The organism is Corynebacterium sp. CCM 9204 (genome assembly GCF_041357695.1).
GTDB lineage: Bacteria > Actinomycetota > Actinomycetes > Mycobacteriales > Mycobacteriaceae > Corynebacterium.
The window spans coordinates 48013-63849 of the sequence record NZ_JAUERX010000007.1; the positions used below are offsets into that span (position 1 = coordinate 48013).

The 15837-nt window shown below is 62.2% G+C and carries 15 protein-coding genes and 1 tRNA gene; 8 read left to right on the forward strand and 8 right to left on the reverse strand.

Translation table 11 applies throughout. The features are described 5' to 3' along the window. Positions 1–57: 57 nt before the first annotated feature. Genes QWU43_RS11320 through purD form a run of 3 tightly spaced genes read right to left on the reverse strand, consistent with a single transcriptional unit; the run spans position 58 to position 3413 of the window. Positions 58–720 carry a TrkA family potassium uptake protein gene (locus QWU43_RS11320; protein ID WP_370917886.1) on the reverse strand — a complete coding sequence of 221 codons (663 nt, stop codon included), beginning with the start codon at positions 718–720 and terminating at the stop codon, positions 58–60. Beyond that, entirely contained in the window at positions 713–2095 is a 1383-nt protein-coding gene (locus tag QWU43_RS11325; RefSeq protein ID WP_370915770.1) for a TrkH family potassium uptake protein, read from the reverse strand. The genes QWU43_RS11320 and QWU43_RS11325 overlap by 8 nt, the downstream gene beginning before the upstream one ends. Positions 2096–2132: 37 nt before the next feature. Next, positions 2133–3413, reverse strand: coding sequence for a phosphoribosylamine--glycine ligase (gene purD / locus QWU43_RS11330; protein ID WP_370915769.1), 1281 nt, complete (start codon positions 3411–3413; stop codon positions 2133–2135). Between the two features lie 96 nt (positions 3414–3509). Between purD and QWU43_RS11335 the strand changes: the two genes are divergently transcribed. The 3 genes from QWU43_RS11335 to QWU43_RS11345 are packed head-to-tail and all read left to right on the forward strand — an operon-like array spanning position 3510 to position 5478. Further along, on the forward strand, positions 3510–3935 hold the full coding sequence (locus QWU43_RS11335) for an HIT family protein (protein ID WP_370915768.1): 426 nt from the start codon (positions 3510–3512) through the stop codon (positions 3933–3935). Then, positions 3932–4756 carry an esterase/lipase family protein gene (locus QWU43_RS11340; RefSeq protein ID WP_370915767.1) on the forward strand — a complete coding sequence of 275 codons (825 nt, stop codon included), beginning with the start codon at positions 3932–3934 and terminating at the stop codon, positions 4754–4756. Before QWU43_RS11335 ends, QWU43_RS11340 begins: the two co-directional genes overlap by 4 nt. Continuing rightward, positions 4753–5478 (forward strand): esterase/lipase family protein, encoded by a 726-nt coding sequence (locus tag QWU43_RS11345; RefSeq protein ID WP_370915766.1) that lies wholly within the window; start codon positions 4753–4755, stop codon positions 5476–5478. The genes QWU43_RS11340 and QWU43_RS11345 overlap by 4 nt, the downstream gene beginning before the upstream one ends. Before the next feature lie 75 nt (positions 5479–5553). Here the strand turns inward: QWU43_RS11345 and QWU43_RS11350 are convergent, their stop codons facing one another. The 5 genes from QWU43_RS11350 to QWU43_RS11370 all read right to left on the reverse strand — a co-directional run bounded on the left by QWU43_RS11350 (position 5554) and on the right by QWU43_RS11370 (position 10847). Next, entirely contained in the window at positions 5554–6939 is a 1386-nt protein-coding gene (locus tag QWU43_RS11350) for an ATP-binding protein (RefSeq protein ID WP_370915765.1), read from the reverse strand. Next, positions 6936–7637 carry a response regulator transcription factor gene (locus QWU43_RS11355; RefSeq protein WP_370915764.1) on the reverse strand — a complete coding sequence of 234 codons (702 nt, stop codon included), beginning with the start codon at positions 7635–7637 and terminating at the stop codon, positions 6936–6938. Before QWU43_RS11355 ends, QWU43_RS11350 begins: the two co-directional genes overlap by 4 nt. Before the next feature lie 193 nt (positions 7638–7830). Further along, the gene (locus QWU43_RS11360) at positions 7831–8589 is read right to left on the reverse strand and encodes a MerR family transcriptional regulator (RefSeq protein ID WP_370917887.1); all 759 of its coding nucleotides are present in this window, start codon (positions 8587–8589) and stop codon (positions 7831–7833) included. A gap of 51 nt (positions 8590–8640) precedes the next feature. Next, entirely contained in the window at positions 8641–10380 is a 1740-nt protein-coding gene (locus QWU43_RS11365) for a pyruvate dehydrogenase (protein ID WP_370917888.1), read from the reverse strand. Between the two features lie 394 nt (positions 10381–10774). Beyond that, positions 10775–10847, reverse strand: a tRNA-Thr gene (locus QWU43_RS11370). A gap of 175 nt (positions 10848–11022) precedes the next feature. Here QWU43_RS11370 and QWU43_RS11375 point away from each other — a divergent pair. From QWU43_RS11375 to otsB, 5 genes are all read left to right on the forward strand, one after another. Next, positions 11023–12633, forward strand: coding sequence for a threonine/serine exporter ThrE family protein (locus tag QWU43_RS11375; RefSeq protein ID WP_370915761.1), 1611 nt, complete (start codon positions 11023–11025; stop codon positions 12631–12633). A 74-nt stretch (positions 12634–12707) separates the two neighbouring features. Then, positions 12708–13076, forward strand: a complete 369-nt coding sequence (locus tag QWU43_RS11380) for a hypothetical protein (RefSeq protein WP_370917889.1) — start codon at positions 12708–12710, stop codon at positions 13074–13076. Then, positions 13076–14551, forward strand: coding sequence for a trehalose-6-phosphate synthase (locus QWU43_RS11385; protein ID WP_370917890.1), 1476 nt, complete (start codon positions 13076–13078; stop codon positions 14549–14551). Before QWU43_RS11380 ends, QWU43_RS11385 begins: the two co-directional genes overlap by 1 nt. Before the next feature lie 23 nt (positions 14552–14574). Continuing rightward, positions 14575–15042 carry a hypothetical protein gene (locus QWU43_RS11390; protein ID WP_370917891.1) on the forward strand — a complete coding sequence of 156 codons (468 nt, stop codon included), beginning with the start codon at positions 14575–14577 and terminating at the stop codon, positions 15040–15042. Positions 15043–15071: 29 nt separating this feature from the next. Continuing rightward, a complete protein-coding gene (gene otsB / locus QWU43_RS11395) occupies positions 15072–15833 on the forward strand; it encodes a trehalose-phosphatase (RefSeq protein WP_370917892.1) in 762 nt (253 codons plus the stop codon). Positions 15834–15837 lie beyond the last annotated feature (4 nt).

Genomic DNA, 15837 nt, shown 5'->3' on the forward strand with positions numbered 1-15837 from the left:
CGGTCATTATCGCACGAGAGAACGAGTGCCAGTCGGAAACAACCACTTCGGGTGGGGTCAGCCCGCGGCGACGAATGCCTCAAGGACATCCGGATCCCCGGCCGCGATGACGAGATCACCGGAGCGGATCATGACATCGGGGCGTGCCACCGCAAAACGTGTCCCGGGATGCCGAACCGCAACGATGTGAACACCCGGTGGTACGTCCCCGACCTTCTTCCCCAACATCGACATCGGCGGCGCCAGTTTGACGACCGCGAAATCCCGGTCGAATTCGGCGTACTCCTCAACGTTCCCGGTCATCAGGTGGGCAATCCGCCGCCCGGTGTCCCGCTCGGGGCGAATGACGTGATGAACACCTATCTGGGTGAGGATCTTCGCATGGGCATCACCGTCAGCCTTGGCCCACACGTTGGGTACACCGAGTTCAATAACAGCGGATGCCGTGAGCAGGGATGCCGCCATGTCCGAACCGATTCCGACAACGACACGTTGACACTCGTGCACCGACAATTGCCGCAGAGCCTCGATGTTGGTGGTGTTCGCGATCGTCGCGTGGGTGAGTACACCTGCCGCTCCGGACACAACATCCTCCCTATCGTCGACACCGAGGACCTCCACCCCGGACGCGACGAGTTCCTCCCCTAGTGCCATACCGAAACGCCCCAGACCGAGAATGACAACGGGCGGCAGGGAGCGGCGGCGCAGGAAACTAACCAATGTAGGGCCTTTCAACGGGATGCGAATAGAGGATACCGGTTCGGTTCCGGGTCGCCAGCGCAGCGACGAGGGTGATCGGTCCGATGCGGCCGGCGTACATGAGTGGAACAAGAAGCAGTTGCCCGGCTGGCGGCAGGTCCGGGGTGATACCCGTCGACAGGCCGACTGTAGCGAAGGCACTGACCACCTCAAACACGATTCTGTTCGTGGTTATCTCAGGTGCAAGGAGCATCATCGCACCGATCACCCCCGCAACTGAGACCCCGGCCAGAACGATGACGGTCAGCGCCTGTCGGATCGTCCGCTGCGGGATCCGCCTGCTGTAGGCGGAGACATGCTCCGAACCACGGATTTCGGCGACGACCACAGCCACCAGCACCGCAGCCGTCGTCACCTTCACTCCACCGGCAGTACCACCAGAACCTCCGCCGATGAACATCAGGACATCGGTCAGCAGAAGACTCGACGGATGCAGCGCTCCGATATCAACCGTGTTGAATCCCGCGGTCCGGGTGGTGACTGACTGGAAGAACGAATTGAGCAGCTTGTCACTGACGTTGAACTCGGCCAAGACCCCACGCCACTCAAGAGCCGCGTATCCAACCCATCCTGACAGGATGAGCAGAGCCGTACCCGTCAGCGTGAATCGGGCGGTCAGGGACATCTGCGGCAGGGTACGAACCCCCTGGGTCCGACGACGGATCCGGAGCGCCGTCTCAAGCAACACTGGATACCCCAGTCCACCAACGATGATCGCACCCGCTACGGGAAGCACGATCCCGGTGTCCCGGGCATAGGGCACGAGATTGTCGCTCCGCAGACCGAAACCAGCGTTGTTGAAGGCGGAGACCGCATGGAAACCACCCTCCCAGACACTCGCGGCCCAGTTAAAACCGTAGGAGTGAAAACGAAAGGTAAGCAGAATACCGACGATCAGCTCCGCCATGACGGTGAAACTGATCGTGGCGACGAGGAGGGTACGGACGTCACCCAGGTGTATCCCGCGCCCCTCCGCGGCGGCGTTGAGCCGGGACTGTAGACCGATCCTCCCGGCCACCGCCCACGAGGTGAATGTAGCCAGGGTCATGATCCCGAGTCCACCGAGTTGGATGAGCAGGACTATCACCGCCTGCCCGAAGTGAGACCAGTAGGTCGCGGTGTCGACGACGATCAACCCTGTGAGACACACCGCAGAGGTGGCGGTGAACAGGGCTGTGACAACATCAGCCCCTCCGTCGCCCGCTCGCGAGAACGGGAGCAGGAGAAGAAGGGTTCCGGAGGTTATCAGGATGGCGAATGCCCCGGCCACGAGCCGGGCCGGACTGAGGGGACTGTGCGGGGACCCCGGACCGCGCCCAGGGAGAGTTCTGCTCACGCCGTAGAACTCTAGCCCCCACCGGTGCCGGTTGGCGTCAGACCCGGATCCGTCCCTCAACAGCCGGGGCTGCAATGTCCGAACGGTAGTGCCCACCGGCCATGCTGATTCCTCGGAGAACTCGGTAGGCATCCGTCCTCGCGGAAGCGAGGTCCGGCCCGGTGCCCACAATGGAGAGCACTCGGCCACCTGCGGAGACGAGCTCACCATCCGCGTTACGCGCGGTTCCGGCGTGGAGAACGGCGTCATCATCGGCTCCGGTGATGACGTCCCCGGAACGGGGGGAGGCTGGATAGCCCTGTGCCGCGAGAACCACGGTGAGCGCGTAACCATCCCGCCACTGCAGCGGTGGTTGTTCTGCGAGCGTCCCGGTGGCAACAGCGTTGAGGAGCCCCGCGAGTGGGGTTTCCAGAAGCGCGAGGACGGCCTGGGTCTCTGGATCCCCGAACCGGCAGTTGAACTCGACGACGGCGGGTCCCTCATGACCCCAGGCGAGTCCCGCATACAACAGTCCCGAGTAGGGACAGCCACGGCGGTCCATTTCCTCGGCCACAGGCTTCACGACGTCCCGGACGATCTGTTCCACGGCACCGTCAGGTAACCACGGCAACGGCGCATACGCACCCATACCACCGGTATTCGGCCCCTCATCATTGTCTCCGACCCGCTTATGGTCCTGTGCCGGCAGGAGTGGAACGACAGTGGTTCCGTCGACGAGGCAGAACAGGGAAACTTCCGGGCCGTCGAGGAAACTCTCGAGGAGAACCGGGTTTCCGACTTCGTGCACGGCACGGACATGTGCAAGAGCCTCGTCGCGGTCAGGGGTCACGACGACACCCTTGCCGCCCGCGAGTCCATCGTCCTTGACCACCCAGACGGGGCCGAAGCGATCGATGGCGGCGTTGATCTCTTCGTCGGAGACACCGGGTTCCAACGCCTCGGCGTGTGCGGTGGCGACACCTGCGGCCGCCATCACGTCTTTGGCGAAGGCCTTGGACCCTTCTATCCGCGCGGCCTCCCGCCCGGGACCGAACACGTCGATACCCGCCTCTCGGAGGGCATCGGCGACACCCGCAACGAGCGGAATCTCCGGGCCGATGACCACGAGACCGGCGTCGATACTGCGCGCCAGAGCAGTGATCTGTGCTGGGTCATCGATCTTCAACGGCACACCGTCGAGCTCCGTGTGCCGGGTCGCCAGGTGTTCCATTCCGGTGTTACCCGGGGCGACGTGAAGTTCTGGTTCAGTAGGGTCTTGTGCCAGGCCACGCAGCAGTGCATGCTCGCGGGCGCCGGATCCGATGACGAGGATTCGCATGTCTCCCACCCTACTGCCGCTCTGTCCGGGCACCATACAGAAATACGGGTGCGAGGGGGCAGCGGAGATGCCCCCGGACCGCTACCCTGTACAGGTATGAGCAGCGTATTCACGAAGATCATCAACGGTGAACTGCCGGGACGATTCGTCTGGCGGGATGACAAAGCAGCGGCATTCCTCACCATTGAGCCGCTGGTATATGGCCATGTACTGGTGGTTCCAGTCGATGAGGTTGACCTCTGGACGAATTTGGACCAGCGGAGCTGGGCGCATCTGAACGAGGTCGCTCAGATGGTGGGCGCCGCGATCGTCGAGAGCTTCAACGTCCCCCGGGCTGGCTACATCATCGCCGGTTTCGAGGTCCCACACACCCACATCCACGTCTTTCCCACATCGGACATGTCCGACTACGACTTCAGGCGGGTGATCCCGGCGGATCAGACAGATCCGGAGAAGATGGACGAGGCTGCCGCCAAGCTGCGCGCCGCACTGGGCACCGATGAGACCGGCCGTCCCGCTTGAGGGATATCTCCGCCCGTCTGCCGCGAATGATCCCGGAGCTGGATGTCTCGGTTCCGGTCGGAGCCCGATTACGGGTCCGAGGCTGGGTCGAGGACGACTGGCGGGCACGCACCACCCAGGAACGGCCCTGGCCTGTCATTCTCATCCACGGCACCACGGTCACCAGCGGTGATTTCGAGGATCTGGCAGCACAGCTCCGCGAACTGGGATGGGCGGTGTTCATCCCGGACTACGGAAACCGGGCAACCAATCGCATCGAGGACTCGGCAGACCAGGTCGGTGCCTACATCCATCAGGTTCTCCACGCGACCGGTGCGGATCAGGTGATCATCGTCGGTCATTCCCAGGGCGGGGTTCTCGCCCGGTGGTGGATGCGGATGCTGGGCGGCGCACACCACGTGCGGCACCTCGTGTGCCTCGCCAGCCCGAACCACGGCATCCAGGAAGCGGGTCTGCTCAAACCTTTCGTATACACCGAATTGCAGGCTGAACTGACCAACCGTGCGACGACGACAGTGTTCGGCCCGGCAGGTCGACAGCAGTTCGTGGGATCCGACTTTCTCACCGCTCTCAACGCCGACGGGGACACGGAACCCGGTGTCAGTTACACCTGCATCGCCACCAGAACCGACTCCACTGTGGTTCCCGCCGATTCCTGTTTCCTCGATGGACCCGACGTACAGAACATCTGGCTACAGGAGCTCCACCCGCGGGCGGTCGTGTTGCACACGGAAATGCCTCGGAGCAGAATTGTGCGCACTCTCGTCGCAGAGACCATCGAGTCACTGCGCCCGTCTACTCCACACGAGGAGAATCCGTGAACCTTGCCCTGCTTATCCCCCGCCGGGGCATCCTGCCCGAACCGCTGCCACCGGTGGCCGGGGACACCCCGGTGGTGTTGCTCCACGGTACGGTGAGTTCACCGGGTAATTTCGCACTCATAGCCGCACGCCTGAAGGATGACGGGCGCCGGGTCATCGGTGTGGAATTCGGCCACCGGGGTACAGACCGACTTGAGCTGTGCCTCCTCGACATCGTAACCGCCCTGGAGCGAGAGCTGGAACCGGGTCAGCGGTTCGACATAGTCGGCCATTCACTCGGGGGACTCATGGGGCTACGGCTCGCTCATCTGCCAGGGTTTGCGGGCAGGGTGCGGACGTTGGTGGGTCTCGGAGCCTGTTTCCGGGGGCAACCAGTGGCATGGAATCCACTGGTCCGCGCGCTTGTCACCGCAGTCACGGGGCCGTCCCTCGTCCAGCTCATGTGCGATGCGGAGATAGAGGCCCCGATCCCGGAAGGGGTTCGGGTCATCTCAATCATCTCGGACAATGACCGTGTCGTCGATGCGAGTTCCTCACAGATAGGTGAGGTCCGGTGGGTTACGGGTACCCCTCACGCCCTGCTGACAAAGCACGCGGAGGAAGTCTCGCAGGCACTGGCTGATGGTGCAGACGAACCGCACGAGATCCCCGCACCGGGGGAAGCCGAGCAGGATCTCTCCGCGACCGGACATGAGACGTCCCCCAGAGTCGAGAACCTGTAACCGGCCACCGCAACCCCCACTGACAGATCGTGCACACTTCCCCTATTGTATTATTGCAGATGATACAGAATGCTCTCATTCGGTATGATGCAGCGGGAGCCTGACGGTGAACACGGCGCCTTCACCCGGCGCGCTCTTCACTCCAACTGTGCCGTCATGCGATTCCACCAGGGATTTCACGATGGCCAGCCCCAGTCCAGATCCCCCGGAGGCCCGGGATCTGGAGGTATCCGCCCGGTAAAAACGGTCGAAAATGTGCCGGGTGTCCTCCTCCGTCATTCCACAGCCGTCATCCTCGATCGATATCACCAGCTTCTTTCCGTCTATTCCGAGACCGAGAGTGACCGTGGCATCGACACCCGCGTGAAGCAGTGCATTACCCACCAGATTTCCGATGACACGGTGCAGGCGTTGCGGATCCCCGGCGACAACAGCCGCCTCCGGTGCGGTGTCCACCACACGGATTTCCCGGTTCGGATGTGCCGCACGCATAGTGGTCACAACATCGAGGCACACCGAACGCATGTCGACGGGCTGAGGATCCATCGGGGCTTCCTCCGCACGGGTGAGAGCCAGGAGGTCTTCAACCAGGACGCCCATCCTGCCCGCCTCCTGTTCGATTCTCCCCAGCACCATGTCAATGTCGTGGGTGGCACCTGAACGATAGAGTTCCGCGAATCCTCGGACACCGGTGAGTGGCGTTCTGAGCTCATGTGACGCGTCACCGACGAACCGTCGCATCTGTTCCTCTTTCGTCCGAGCGGAATCGACCGACCGTTGCAGCCGCGCGAGCATGATGTTGAGGGATTCCGCGAGCTGCCCCACTTCAGTCGTCCCGGGCCATTCAGGAACCCTGCGGTTCAGATCACCACCGGCGATGGCCACCGCCGTCTTCTCAACCTCGCGGAGCGGGTGCAGCGCCCTCCGGACGATCCACCGGGCAATGCCTCCGACTGTGGCCAGCACGAGAAGTCCGACGATGAACTGGAAGAACAGCAACGAACGAAGCATCGCCTTCTCGACCACCAGTGAGTAACCGACAACAGTTGTTACTCCGCCGCTCGCCGCCGCCATCACCCGCCAACTGATGCCCTCTCCGGAACCGGGAACGGTCTCCACCGTGACGGGGTACTCACCGGGCACCACTCCGGTGAGATCCGGGACCGATGAGCTTGCATTGAAAGTCAGCGTTGTCCCGTCCGGGTAGATTTTCTCCAGATAGAAGGCGCTCGGCAAACGAGGACCATCTGCTTCTAAGCGTGGGATGTCACTGTCGGCCCAAGTGCGGAGCGCTTCCTCCAACTGGTCGTCGATCTGCGCGTAAGTGTAGTCACGCATCACCCCGCTCACGACGATAGCGGACAGCCCCAAGCCAGTCGCCGTCATGAGGAGCACGATCAGGATGAGGCTGGTACGCAGTGGTAACCGCACGTTCCAGCCGTTGACAGCTTCCCGGATCATGAGCGTGGGGTACGCAGAACGTATCCGACACCGCGGATGGTGTGGATGAGGCGCGGTGCTTCAGTATCGATTTTCCGCCGCAGATAGGAGATGTAGGATTCAACGACATTTCCGTCACCACCGAAGTCGTAGTGCCACACGTTGTCGAGAATCTTGGCCTTGCTGAGGACTACCTCCGCGTTGAGCATCAGGTAGCGCAGAAGGTTGAATTCGGTCGGTGACAGATCAATGATCCTCCCCGCCTTCGTCACCTCATGGGTGTCATCGTTGAGGGTGAGGTCAGCGTACCGGAGAGTTGCATCCGAGTCCCCGTCGTCGAGGAGTCGTCCCCGTCGCAGGATCACGCACAGCCTCGTGATCACTTCCTCCAGGGAAAAGGGCTTGGTGACATAGTCGTCTGCCCCGATGGTCAGTCCGTGGATCCGGTGTTCAACGGCATCCTTCGCGGTCAGGTACAGAACCGGGCCGTCGAAGCCCTCTGCACGTAGTTTTCCCAGGAGCTCGAAGCCGTCCATTCCAGGCATCATGACGTCAAGGATGAAGGCGTCCGGCGTGTTCGCTCGGGCTATCCGCAGCGCCTCCTGACCGGAGCCTGCGGTAAGTACCGTGAATCCCTGGAACTTCAGGCTCACCGCCAGTAGCTCCACAATGCTGGGCTCGTCGTCGACGACGAGGACCGTGACCGGGATATCCCGCATGGATTCCAAGCTTCTCACCGATTCTTCCCCTCCACCTATTTCTCCGCGCGTGGCATGCCTTCCCACCCACTACACACGCAGGCGGTGTGGAATCACCGTGCACAGGCTGTGAGGTACCTGTGAATACTGGCCCGGTCACCGCGGCTCCACGATGTCACACCGCTCCCGGGATCTGCACGCCTGCGCACGCTTCTCACTCCCAGGTGACGGTGCTCGGATCAATTCCCTCGGCGCGGGCCTTCGTCTCGACGAGCTCAACCAAGTAGTCGGCGGCATCCCCGGTGTACGCGGCATAACGATCATCCGCCACGTACATCCGGGCGAGAATGATCTGCTTCGCCCTGGTACACGGATAGAATGCGGCAACCATCGCGGCATGGCGCTCAACGAGCGCATCCGCTTCGGCGCTACCCGGTGCGACCCCGCTGTCGCGGGCGGCGACGAGTGCCGTCGCGAAGGCGTCGGTCTCTGCCTTCACCCTGCGGAAATCGTCGGCAGCCATCGTCGTCATCACGTCCCGGGCGTGCGCCCAGTCCTCGGTCTCACCCCAGCGCCCCTCAGCTTCCGCCTGCCAGTCGTGGTATTCGTCGCCGAATATCGTCTTCTTGTCCTGCATTGTCACGGTATCCCCTTTCAGGATGGAATCCACTGCCCGGACCATCCGGTGCAGGTGACCTATCCGTTGGACGAGGAGCTCCCGCTGGGCGAGTAGCCGTTCCCGCTTGTCCCCGGGCTCTGCGAGCAGCGTCGCGATGCCCCGGAGTGGGACACCCGCCCGTCGATAGATGAGGATGTCGAAGCCGCGGTCCAGGTCGGCGTCGGTGTACAGGCGATAGTCGCCGGTCTCCGTGCGCCAGCCCGGACTGAGCAGCCCGATCTCGTCCCAATGTCGCAGTGTCCGAGTGGTCACACCCAGTTCCGCTGCGGCCTGTCCAATCGTGTAGTCGGTCACGGACACCACTCTCGGGGTTCCCGTAGCGTGAAGGTCAAGATCGGCCGAGGGTCAGGGGCGGGGGATATTCCGCAGGTTACTCATCGCAAGGTTGTACATCCTGCCCACGCCACCGTCAAGGACGGTGCGGGCCGCCGCCTTCGAGAAGCCCATGATCTGTTCCAGGGTGATGTCCGGCGGGATGGACAGTGCGTTCGGGTCTGTGACGATGTCGATGAGCACGGGTTCGTCGAGGGCAAAAGCCGCACCGAGTTCCGCACGCAATTTCCTCGGGTCGGTGATCCGCACCGAGCGGACACCGCAGGCTTCCGCGATCGCCGCGAAATTGACTTCCTCGTGGTCGGTCGCGAATTCGGGGATTCCCTCGACGAGCATCTCCAACTTCACCATCCCGAGCGACGAATTGTTGAACACAATCGTCTTGATGGGGAGCTGGTGCAGCTTCACGGTGAGCAGCTCCCCCATGAGCATCGCCAGGCCACCGTCACCGGACAGCGAAATCACCTGGCGGTGGGGGGCCGCGGCTTGGGCGCCGATGGCGTGCGGGAGGGCATTAGCCATCGTGCCGTGCCGGAAGGAACCGAGCATCATGCGTCCGCCGGTGGGGTTGTTGATGTAGCGGGCGGCCCACACGTTGCACATACCGGTATCAACAGTGAAGATCGCGTCCTCGGCGGCGAGTTCGTCGATGATGTCTGCGGCATACTCGGGGTGGATCGGAGTGTGGTGCTCAATGTTGCTGGTGTATGCCTCGACGACGTGCTTGATTTTCTTCGCGTGTTCCTTGAGCATCTTGTCCAGGAAGGAACGGTCGGTCTTCTCCTCGATGGAGGGGAGGATGTTCTCGATGGTGGCCTTCACGTCACCGACGACCGGGATCTTCACCTCGGTGCGGCGGCCGATGTGAGCGCCGTTGATATCGACCTGTGCCACGTTTCCGCTGGGCAGAAAGTCGTTGTACGGGAAGTCTGTGCCCAGCAGGATGAGCAGATCGGCCTGATCACAAGCATCGAAGCAGGCGCCGTAACCGAGCAACCCCGACATCCCGACATCGTAAGGATTGTCCTGTTGGATGATCATCTTGCCGCCCAGAGCATGTCCGACCGGGGCCTTGATTTTCTCCGCGAGGGCAAATACCTGGTCCCGGGCACCAAAACAACCGGCACCGCAGAACAGGGTAACGCTCTTCGCCTCATTGATCGCCTGAACCAGCTTCGCAGCCTGTTCGGGATGCGGGAAGATGATCGGGCGGTGGGTGGAAATGACGCTGTTCAGCTCCGGAGTGGACACCGCAGCCTCTGTGGTGACGTCACCGGGCACAACGATGACACTGACCCCGTTGCCAGCCATCGTCGACTGGATGGCGTTATGCAGAACTCGCGCCCCCTGAGCTGGAGAATTGATCAGTTCGCAGTATCCGGAACACTCTCCGAAGATCTGCGTGGGGTGGGTCTCCTGGAAGAACTCGGATCCGATCTGCAGTGACGGGATATGGCTGGCGATCGCCAGCACCTTCGCCCCGTTACGGTGTGAATCGTAGAGGCCCTGGATGAGGTGGGTGTTTCCCGGCCCGCAGGAACCGGCGCAGACAGCAAGTTCACCGGTGACGAGGGAGTGCGCACCGGCGGCGAACGCACCCACCTCCTCATTGCGGACATGAACCCACTCGATGTTGCTGCGGCGGACCGCATCGACGATCGGGTTGAGACTGTCCCCGACGAGGCCGAAGATCCGGGTAACCCCCTGCCGTTCGAGGCTGGCGACAATCTGTTCGGCGAAACTCTGTGCCATATTTTCCGGCGCTCCTTAAATACGTAAGACGTGCGACTATGTTCGAGTGATTGCTTCACTGACGTCCCCCATCGTGAACCTCAAAAACTACTCACGCCAGATATGAGATTCGCGTCACTCTAAAATAATCCCGCCACGCTTCACACACGACATGAATAAATAGCCCCTGAACTTTCACTCCCCTCAGCATGAGGGGAAACAGGCGGCCCCTCCCCCAAACGCCCCGCCTTGGACGATGCGGGTATATGAGGATCATCCGTAGCTCGGAGCACCAGGCGCGGTCCGACTGTAGAGACCGACGACAGGCAATAAAAAGTGAGGCCCCTTAACATCCGAAAAATCGAATAATAACGGGGCCTCACCCATGTTTTCCTCCGGCCTCGACCGGCTTCGGAGCTGGAGATGGGACTCGAACCCACAACCACCGGTTTACAAGACCGGTGCGCTACCAATTGCGCCACTCCAGCAAAGCCACGGAACCTGTATCCGGGGCACGCGAGGATAATACCGGACAACCACCGTTCAAGTCCAAGACCTGCGTCCTCCAGCGCGTGTTCCGTGTCTGCGCGTGCAGGAGTATGCTGCTCCCACGCGTGCCACCGCACGTGCCAACCAGCCGTTCTCTAAGGATCAGTAGCCGACGTGTCCGATATTTTGACCAGGCTGCGGCTGTTCCGGTCCCGTCAAGGTCGTTTCGCAACGATTGACGAGGCCAAGGCCGCTCCACCGCCATCACCACTGGCGCCAATCGATCTCACCAATCCAGCCCAGGTCACCGGAGTCATGGATCTCGCCGCCCGTATCGGTGGCTACCTCCTGTACTCGGGGACCGGTAACCACGACACGCGTGCCCACGTCCACACCGTATGTTCCGCATACGGTCTGCACTACGTGCACGTTGACATCACGTTCAACACGATCCAACTGTTCACCCAGATCGGAACGACTCAAAAAGTACCGATCACCGTGTTCCGGGTTGTTCCCAAACTGGATCTCGATTTCTCCAAGCTCGCCGAGATAGACCGGTTGATCCGGTCGATACAGGCTGGTGCGACACCCCCGAACGTGGCGGAACAGATCATGAACGATCTGACGTCAATGCCTCCGCCGTACGGAATCCGTACCGCTCTCGTCGGCTGGGCGGGACTTGCTGCAGCCGTCGCGGTACTCCTCGGAGGTGGCTGGCTCGTCTCCGCCATCTCCTTCCTCACCGCACTGGTGATCATGGCTGGCCATATCTGGCTGGAACGAAAGGGCCTACCGGAGTTCTACCGGAATATGTACGGCGGATTCGTCGCCACCCTTCCAGCGGCAATGACCTACAACTGGGCCCTTGAGAACGGAATAGATCTCGCCCCAGGCCAGATCATCGCCTCCGGCATCATCGTACTGCTCGCCGGGTTGACCCTGGTGCAGGCGATCCAGGACGGGATCACCGGCGCCCCGGTCACAGCCTCAGCCCGGTTCTTCCAGACGATCATGCTCACCGGTGGGATCATCGCGGGCGTCGCCATCGGCATTCAGGCGTCAACCGCACTCGGGGTGACGCTGCCTCCGCTGGAGGCGACGACACCCGTCAACTTCGCCTCCACCTCCGCGAAAGTTCTCGCGGGTGCGGCCGCATCCGCCGCCTTCGCTGTGGCCGCATACGCCGAATGGCCGTCGGTGTGGATCTCGGGTTTAACCTCACTCGCCGGTTCCGCCTGCTACTATTTCGTGCTCATCCCCCTCGGTATGAGCCCCGTCGTCGGGTTGGGTATCACCGCCACAATCATCGGCCTGGGCGGTGGCCTACTGGCCCGCCGATTCCTCATTCCCCCACTCATCACCGCCGTGGCGGGCATCACACCCCTGCTCCCGGGTTTGACCATCTACCGAGGCATGTACACCCTGCTCAATGAACAATTGGTGCAGGGGTTCGGGAACATGGCGCTTGCTCTGGCCATCGGATCCTCACTGGCCGCAGGTGTGGTTCTCGGGGAGTGGGTGGCCCGCAAGCTGCGGCGTCCACCACCGCTCAACCGGTACACTGGCTTCGCCCTACGCAGAGCATCGGCGTTCCGTCATTCCAGGCCTGTGGTGAAAACTGCGCGGGCCGCCCGACGCACCGGATCAGCCGTGAACCGTGTACGTTCGGCCGCCCACGAGGGTGCGTCCGAGCATCCGGGGACACCCGGAGCGCAGTCAATCACCCCCGATTCACCATTCCCCCGGGCCGACGGCGCTGACGGAAGCGGTGGCTATCGGGGGTGACATTATCCCCGTAGCGCCGTGGCGTAGGATGAGCGTTGCGCCGCCCACCCCAGCCGACGATTCCAGGAGGATCCGTGCCGCCGAAGGTCACAGACACCCGAACCACCAACGCCGACTCTCTGCACGCCGTTGAGGAGAACACCGCGAAGGCGGCCCGCCGAATCGTCGCGACCTATTCCACCGATTTCTTTGACTGCGTGACTCTCGCGTGCATGCTCGGCGTCGCGCCCGAGGGCCTGAACTACCGAAAGATCGCCGCCGAACACGCGGAGGCCACCGAGTCAGAGTCCGGCAAGGGACGCCGGGGAACAAAGAAGACCACCAAGAAAACCACGGCGAAGAAAACCACCGCCAAGAAGACCACCAAGAAGACCACGGCGAAGAAAACCACCAAGAAAACCACCGCGAAAAAGACCACCAAGAAAACCACGAAGAAGTCCTGATGGTGAGTTCGGCGCCACGCAGCGCGTCGGATGGCGGACATGATTTCGTCGTGGTGGCGAACAGACTGCCGGTCGATGTGAACGTCACCCCTGACGGGAGTCGGAGTTTCCTGCCGAGTCCGGGTGGTCTCGTCACCGCACTGAGTCCGGTTCTGGAACACCATTCCGGATGTTGGGTCGGATGGCCGGGCACCGTCGACGGCGGCATGGATTCCTTTCGGACGGAAGCCGGAATCCTCCTGCATCCGGTGAATCTCACGGCAACCGACTTCGAGGAGTTCTACGAGGGTTTCTCCAATGCGACGCTCTGGCCGCTGTATCACGATCTCATCGTGCCGCCCATCTATGACCGTTCCTGGTGGGAGACCTACCGGGAGGTTAACTACACCTTCGCCCGGGAGACCGCTTCCGTTGCTGCAGAAGGTGCCACGGTCTGGGTCCAGGACTATCAGCTCCAGCTTGTTCCGGGCATTCTTCGACAGCTTCGCCCGGATCTGACCATCGGTTTCTTCCTGCATATTCCGTTCCCTCCCGCTGAGTTATTCCGGCAGCTTCCCTGGCGGGAGGAAATCGTCCGGGGGTTGTTGGGTGCCGATATCATCGGATTCCATCTGCCGCAGAACGCTGACAACTTTCTTGAACTCACAAAGTCGGTGGCAGGCATCCCAGGGGCGCACACCGGCCAACCGGACAGTCTTGAGGTGGAAGGCCGGGCATCGGTGCGCAGCATCTCGGCGCACATCACCTCTCCTGACGGACGACGGGTGGGAGTGGGTGCCTTTCCGATCTCGATCGACACGGCTTCCGTGGTCGATGCAGTCGCGCACGTCAACGCCCCGGACATCCGGCGTCGTCTCGGTGATCCGGAGACCCTGATTCTCGGGGTCGACCGACTCGATTACACGAAGGGCATCCTGCAACGCCTCACCGCTTTCGAGGAACTTCTCGAAAGCGGTGCCCTCGATCCACGTACCTCCGTACTGTTGCAGATCGCGACGCCGTCCCGGGAGCGGTTGGAACACTACCGGCGTACTCGGGCCCGGGTGGAGGGCGCGGTCGGTCGGATCAACGGCCGTTTCGCCGAGGTCGGGCGGCCCGTTGTTCATTATCTCCACCGATCCCTGGCCAAGGATCAACTCTTCGGCTGCTATGTTGCGGCCGACGTCATGCTCGTGACCCCGTTCAAGGACGGAATGAACCTGGTGGCGAAGGAGTACGTCGCCTGCCACGGGGATGGCTCCGGTGCACTTGTACTCAGTGAGTTCGCGGGTGCCGCCACCGAGCTCAACCGGGCTTTCCTCTGCAATCCGCACGACGGGGATTCGGTGAAACGTCAGCTTATGACGGCGGTGACCACCCTGCACGACAATCCCTCCGAGGCCCGGGAACGCATGCTGACGATGCACCGTCAGGTGATCGAGCATGACGTGGAACTCTGGGCCCGGTCCTTCCTCGAATCCCTCCGGAGCCACTGATGCGAACCAGAATCCGTTCACTCGTGACGACCACTGTTCTCGGTGTTCTCCTACTTTCGGGGTGCATGTCGGGAAACACCCCTGCGATTTCATCTAACTGGCAAGTCACCAATGTGTACACGGATCGTGACCATCCCAGTGTGCTCCCGGATTCACTCGCAGGTCGCGCGCATCTGGCGTTCGGTGACCATACTGTCGTCGGGGACACCGGCTGCGCCCAGTTCACGGGGTCAGTGGAGTTTCTCGATTCCGACGGTCGCCGGGTATCCGCCACAGACCCGGCCGCGGTCTCCTTCGTGTTTCGGGATCTCCGGGTTCGAGAAGTGGAAGACTGCGAGGGTGCAGAGCGGTACTTCCATGATGCATTCCTCACTCTGCTCGATTCCGGCGAACTCGCAGCATCCCGGCCGCAGGACGGTGAACTGCTGCTCACAGACGCAAAGGACACGGGCATCGACAAACGGGCGATGCGTCTCACCACATCGGGTTGACCGACATCGGCACGACGTACGATCAGGTCATGGACAACACCACTCTCGATGCCGCGATAGTCTCCGTCGCCCGGGTGCCCAGGCTCCTCGTGGTCTCGGACTTCGACGGCACCATCGCTGAGCTTCAGAATGATCCGGACAACGTGCCTGTGAATCGGGCATCTCTCAATGCTCTCGCTGCACTGGGCAGGATCTCGGATACCGCCGCAGTTCTCCTCTCGGGTCGAGATCTGACCACACTCCGGCGCCTCGCCAACGTTGAAGGCTCCGTCGAACTCGTGGGCAGTCACGGAGCAGAAAGTTCCGGGGGGCAGGTGAGACCGACCGCGGAACAGCAGCGGAGGCTGGACGCCGTCGGAGCACGTCTGCGGGAACTGATTGCCGGCCACACAGGTGCGACCGTCGAAGACAAGCCCTTCCACCGGGTCCTGCACACCCGGAGAGTCCCCGACCGTGCACTCGCAGACCGTCTCCTTCGGGAGGCGCGCGAGCTTCCCGTAGACGGCGTCCACGTATCCACCGGCAAGTGCATCGTCGAGTTCGCTGCCGTATCCGTGAATAAAGGGACCTGGATCACTGATGCCCGTGAACGGGGGCACTGGGATGCCGTCGTTTTCCTGGGAGACGACGTCACCGACGAGAACGGTTTCCGGGTTCTCGGCCCCGGGGATCTCGGGATCAAGGTCGGGGACGGTGCCACAGCGGCTGTGGCACGGGTCTCGGACACCAACGGTGTTCAGTCGGTACTCGAACGGCTCGTGGTGGCCCGCTCCGCACATCCCGGCATCTGAGCCG

What these genes read in the sequence shown, in the direction of transcription:
- QWU43_RS11355 (WP_370915764.1), bottom strand. Translation starts at nt 7,637, where the DNA reads ATGCGGGATATCCCGGTCACGGTCCTCGTCGTCGACGACGAGCCCAGC.
- otsB (WP_370917892.1), top strand. Translation starts at nt 15,072, where the DNA reads ATGGACAACACCACTCTCGATGCCGCGATAGTCTCCGTCGCCCGGGTG.
- QWU43_RS11365 (WP_370917888.1), bottom strand. Translation starts at nt 10,380, where the DNA reads ATGGCACAGAGTTTCGCCGAACAGATTGTCGCCAGCCTCGAACGGCAG.
- QWU43_RS11335 (WP_370915768.1), top strand. Translation starts at nt 3,510, where the DNA reads ATGAGCAGCGTATTCACGAAGATCATCAACGGTGAACTGCCGGGACGA.
- QWU43_RS11385 (WP_370917890.1), top strand. Translation starts at nt 13,076, where the DNA reads ATGGTGAGTTCGGCGCCACGCAGCGCGTCGGATGGCGGACATGATTTC.
- QWU43_RS11350 (WP_370915765.1), bottom strand. Translation starts at nt 6,939, where the DNA reads ATGATCCGGGAAGCTGTCAACGGCTGGAACGTGCGGTTACCACTGCGT.
- purD (WP_370915769.1), bottom strand. Translation starts at nt 3,413, where the DNA reads ATGCGAATCCTCGTCATCGGATCCGGCGCCCGCGAGCATGCACTGCTG.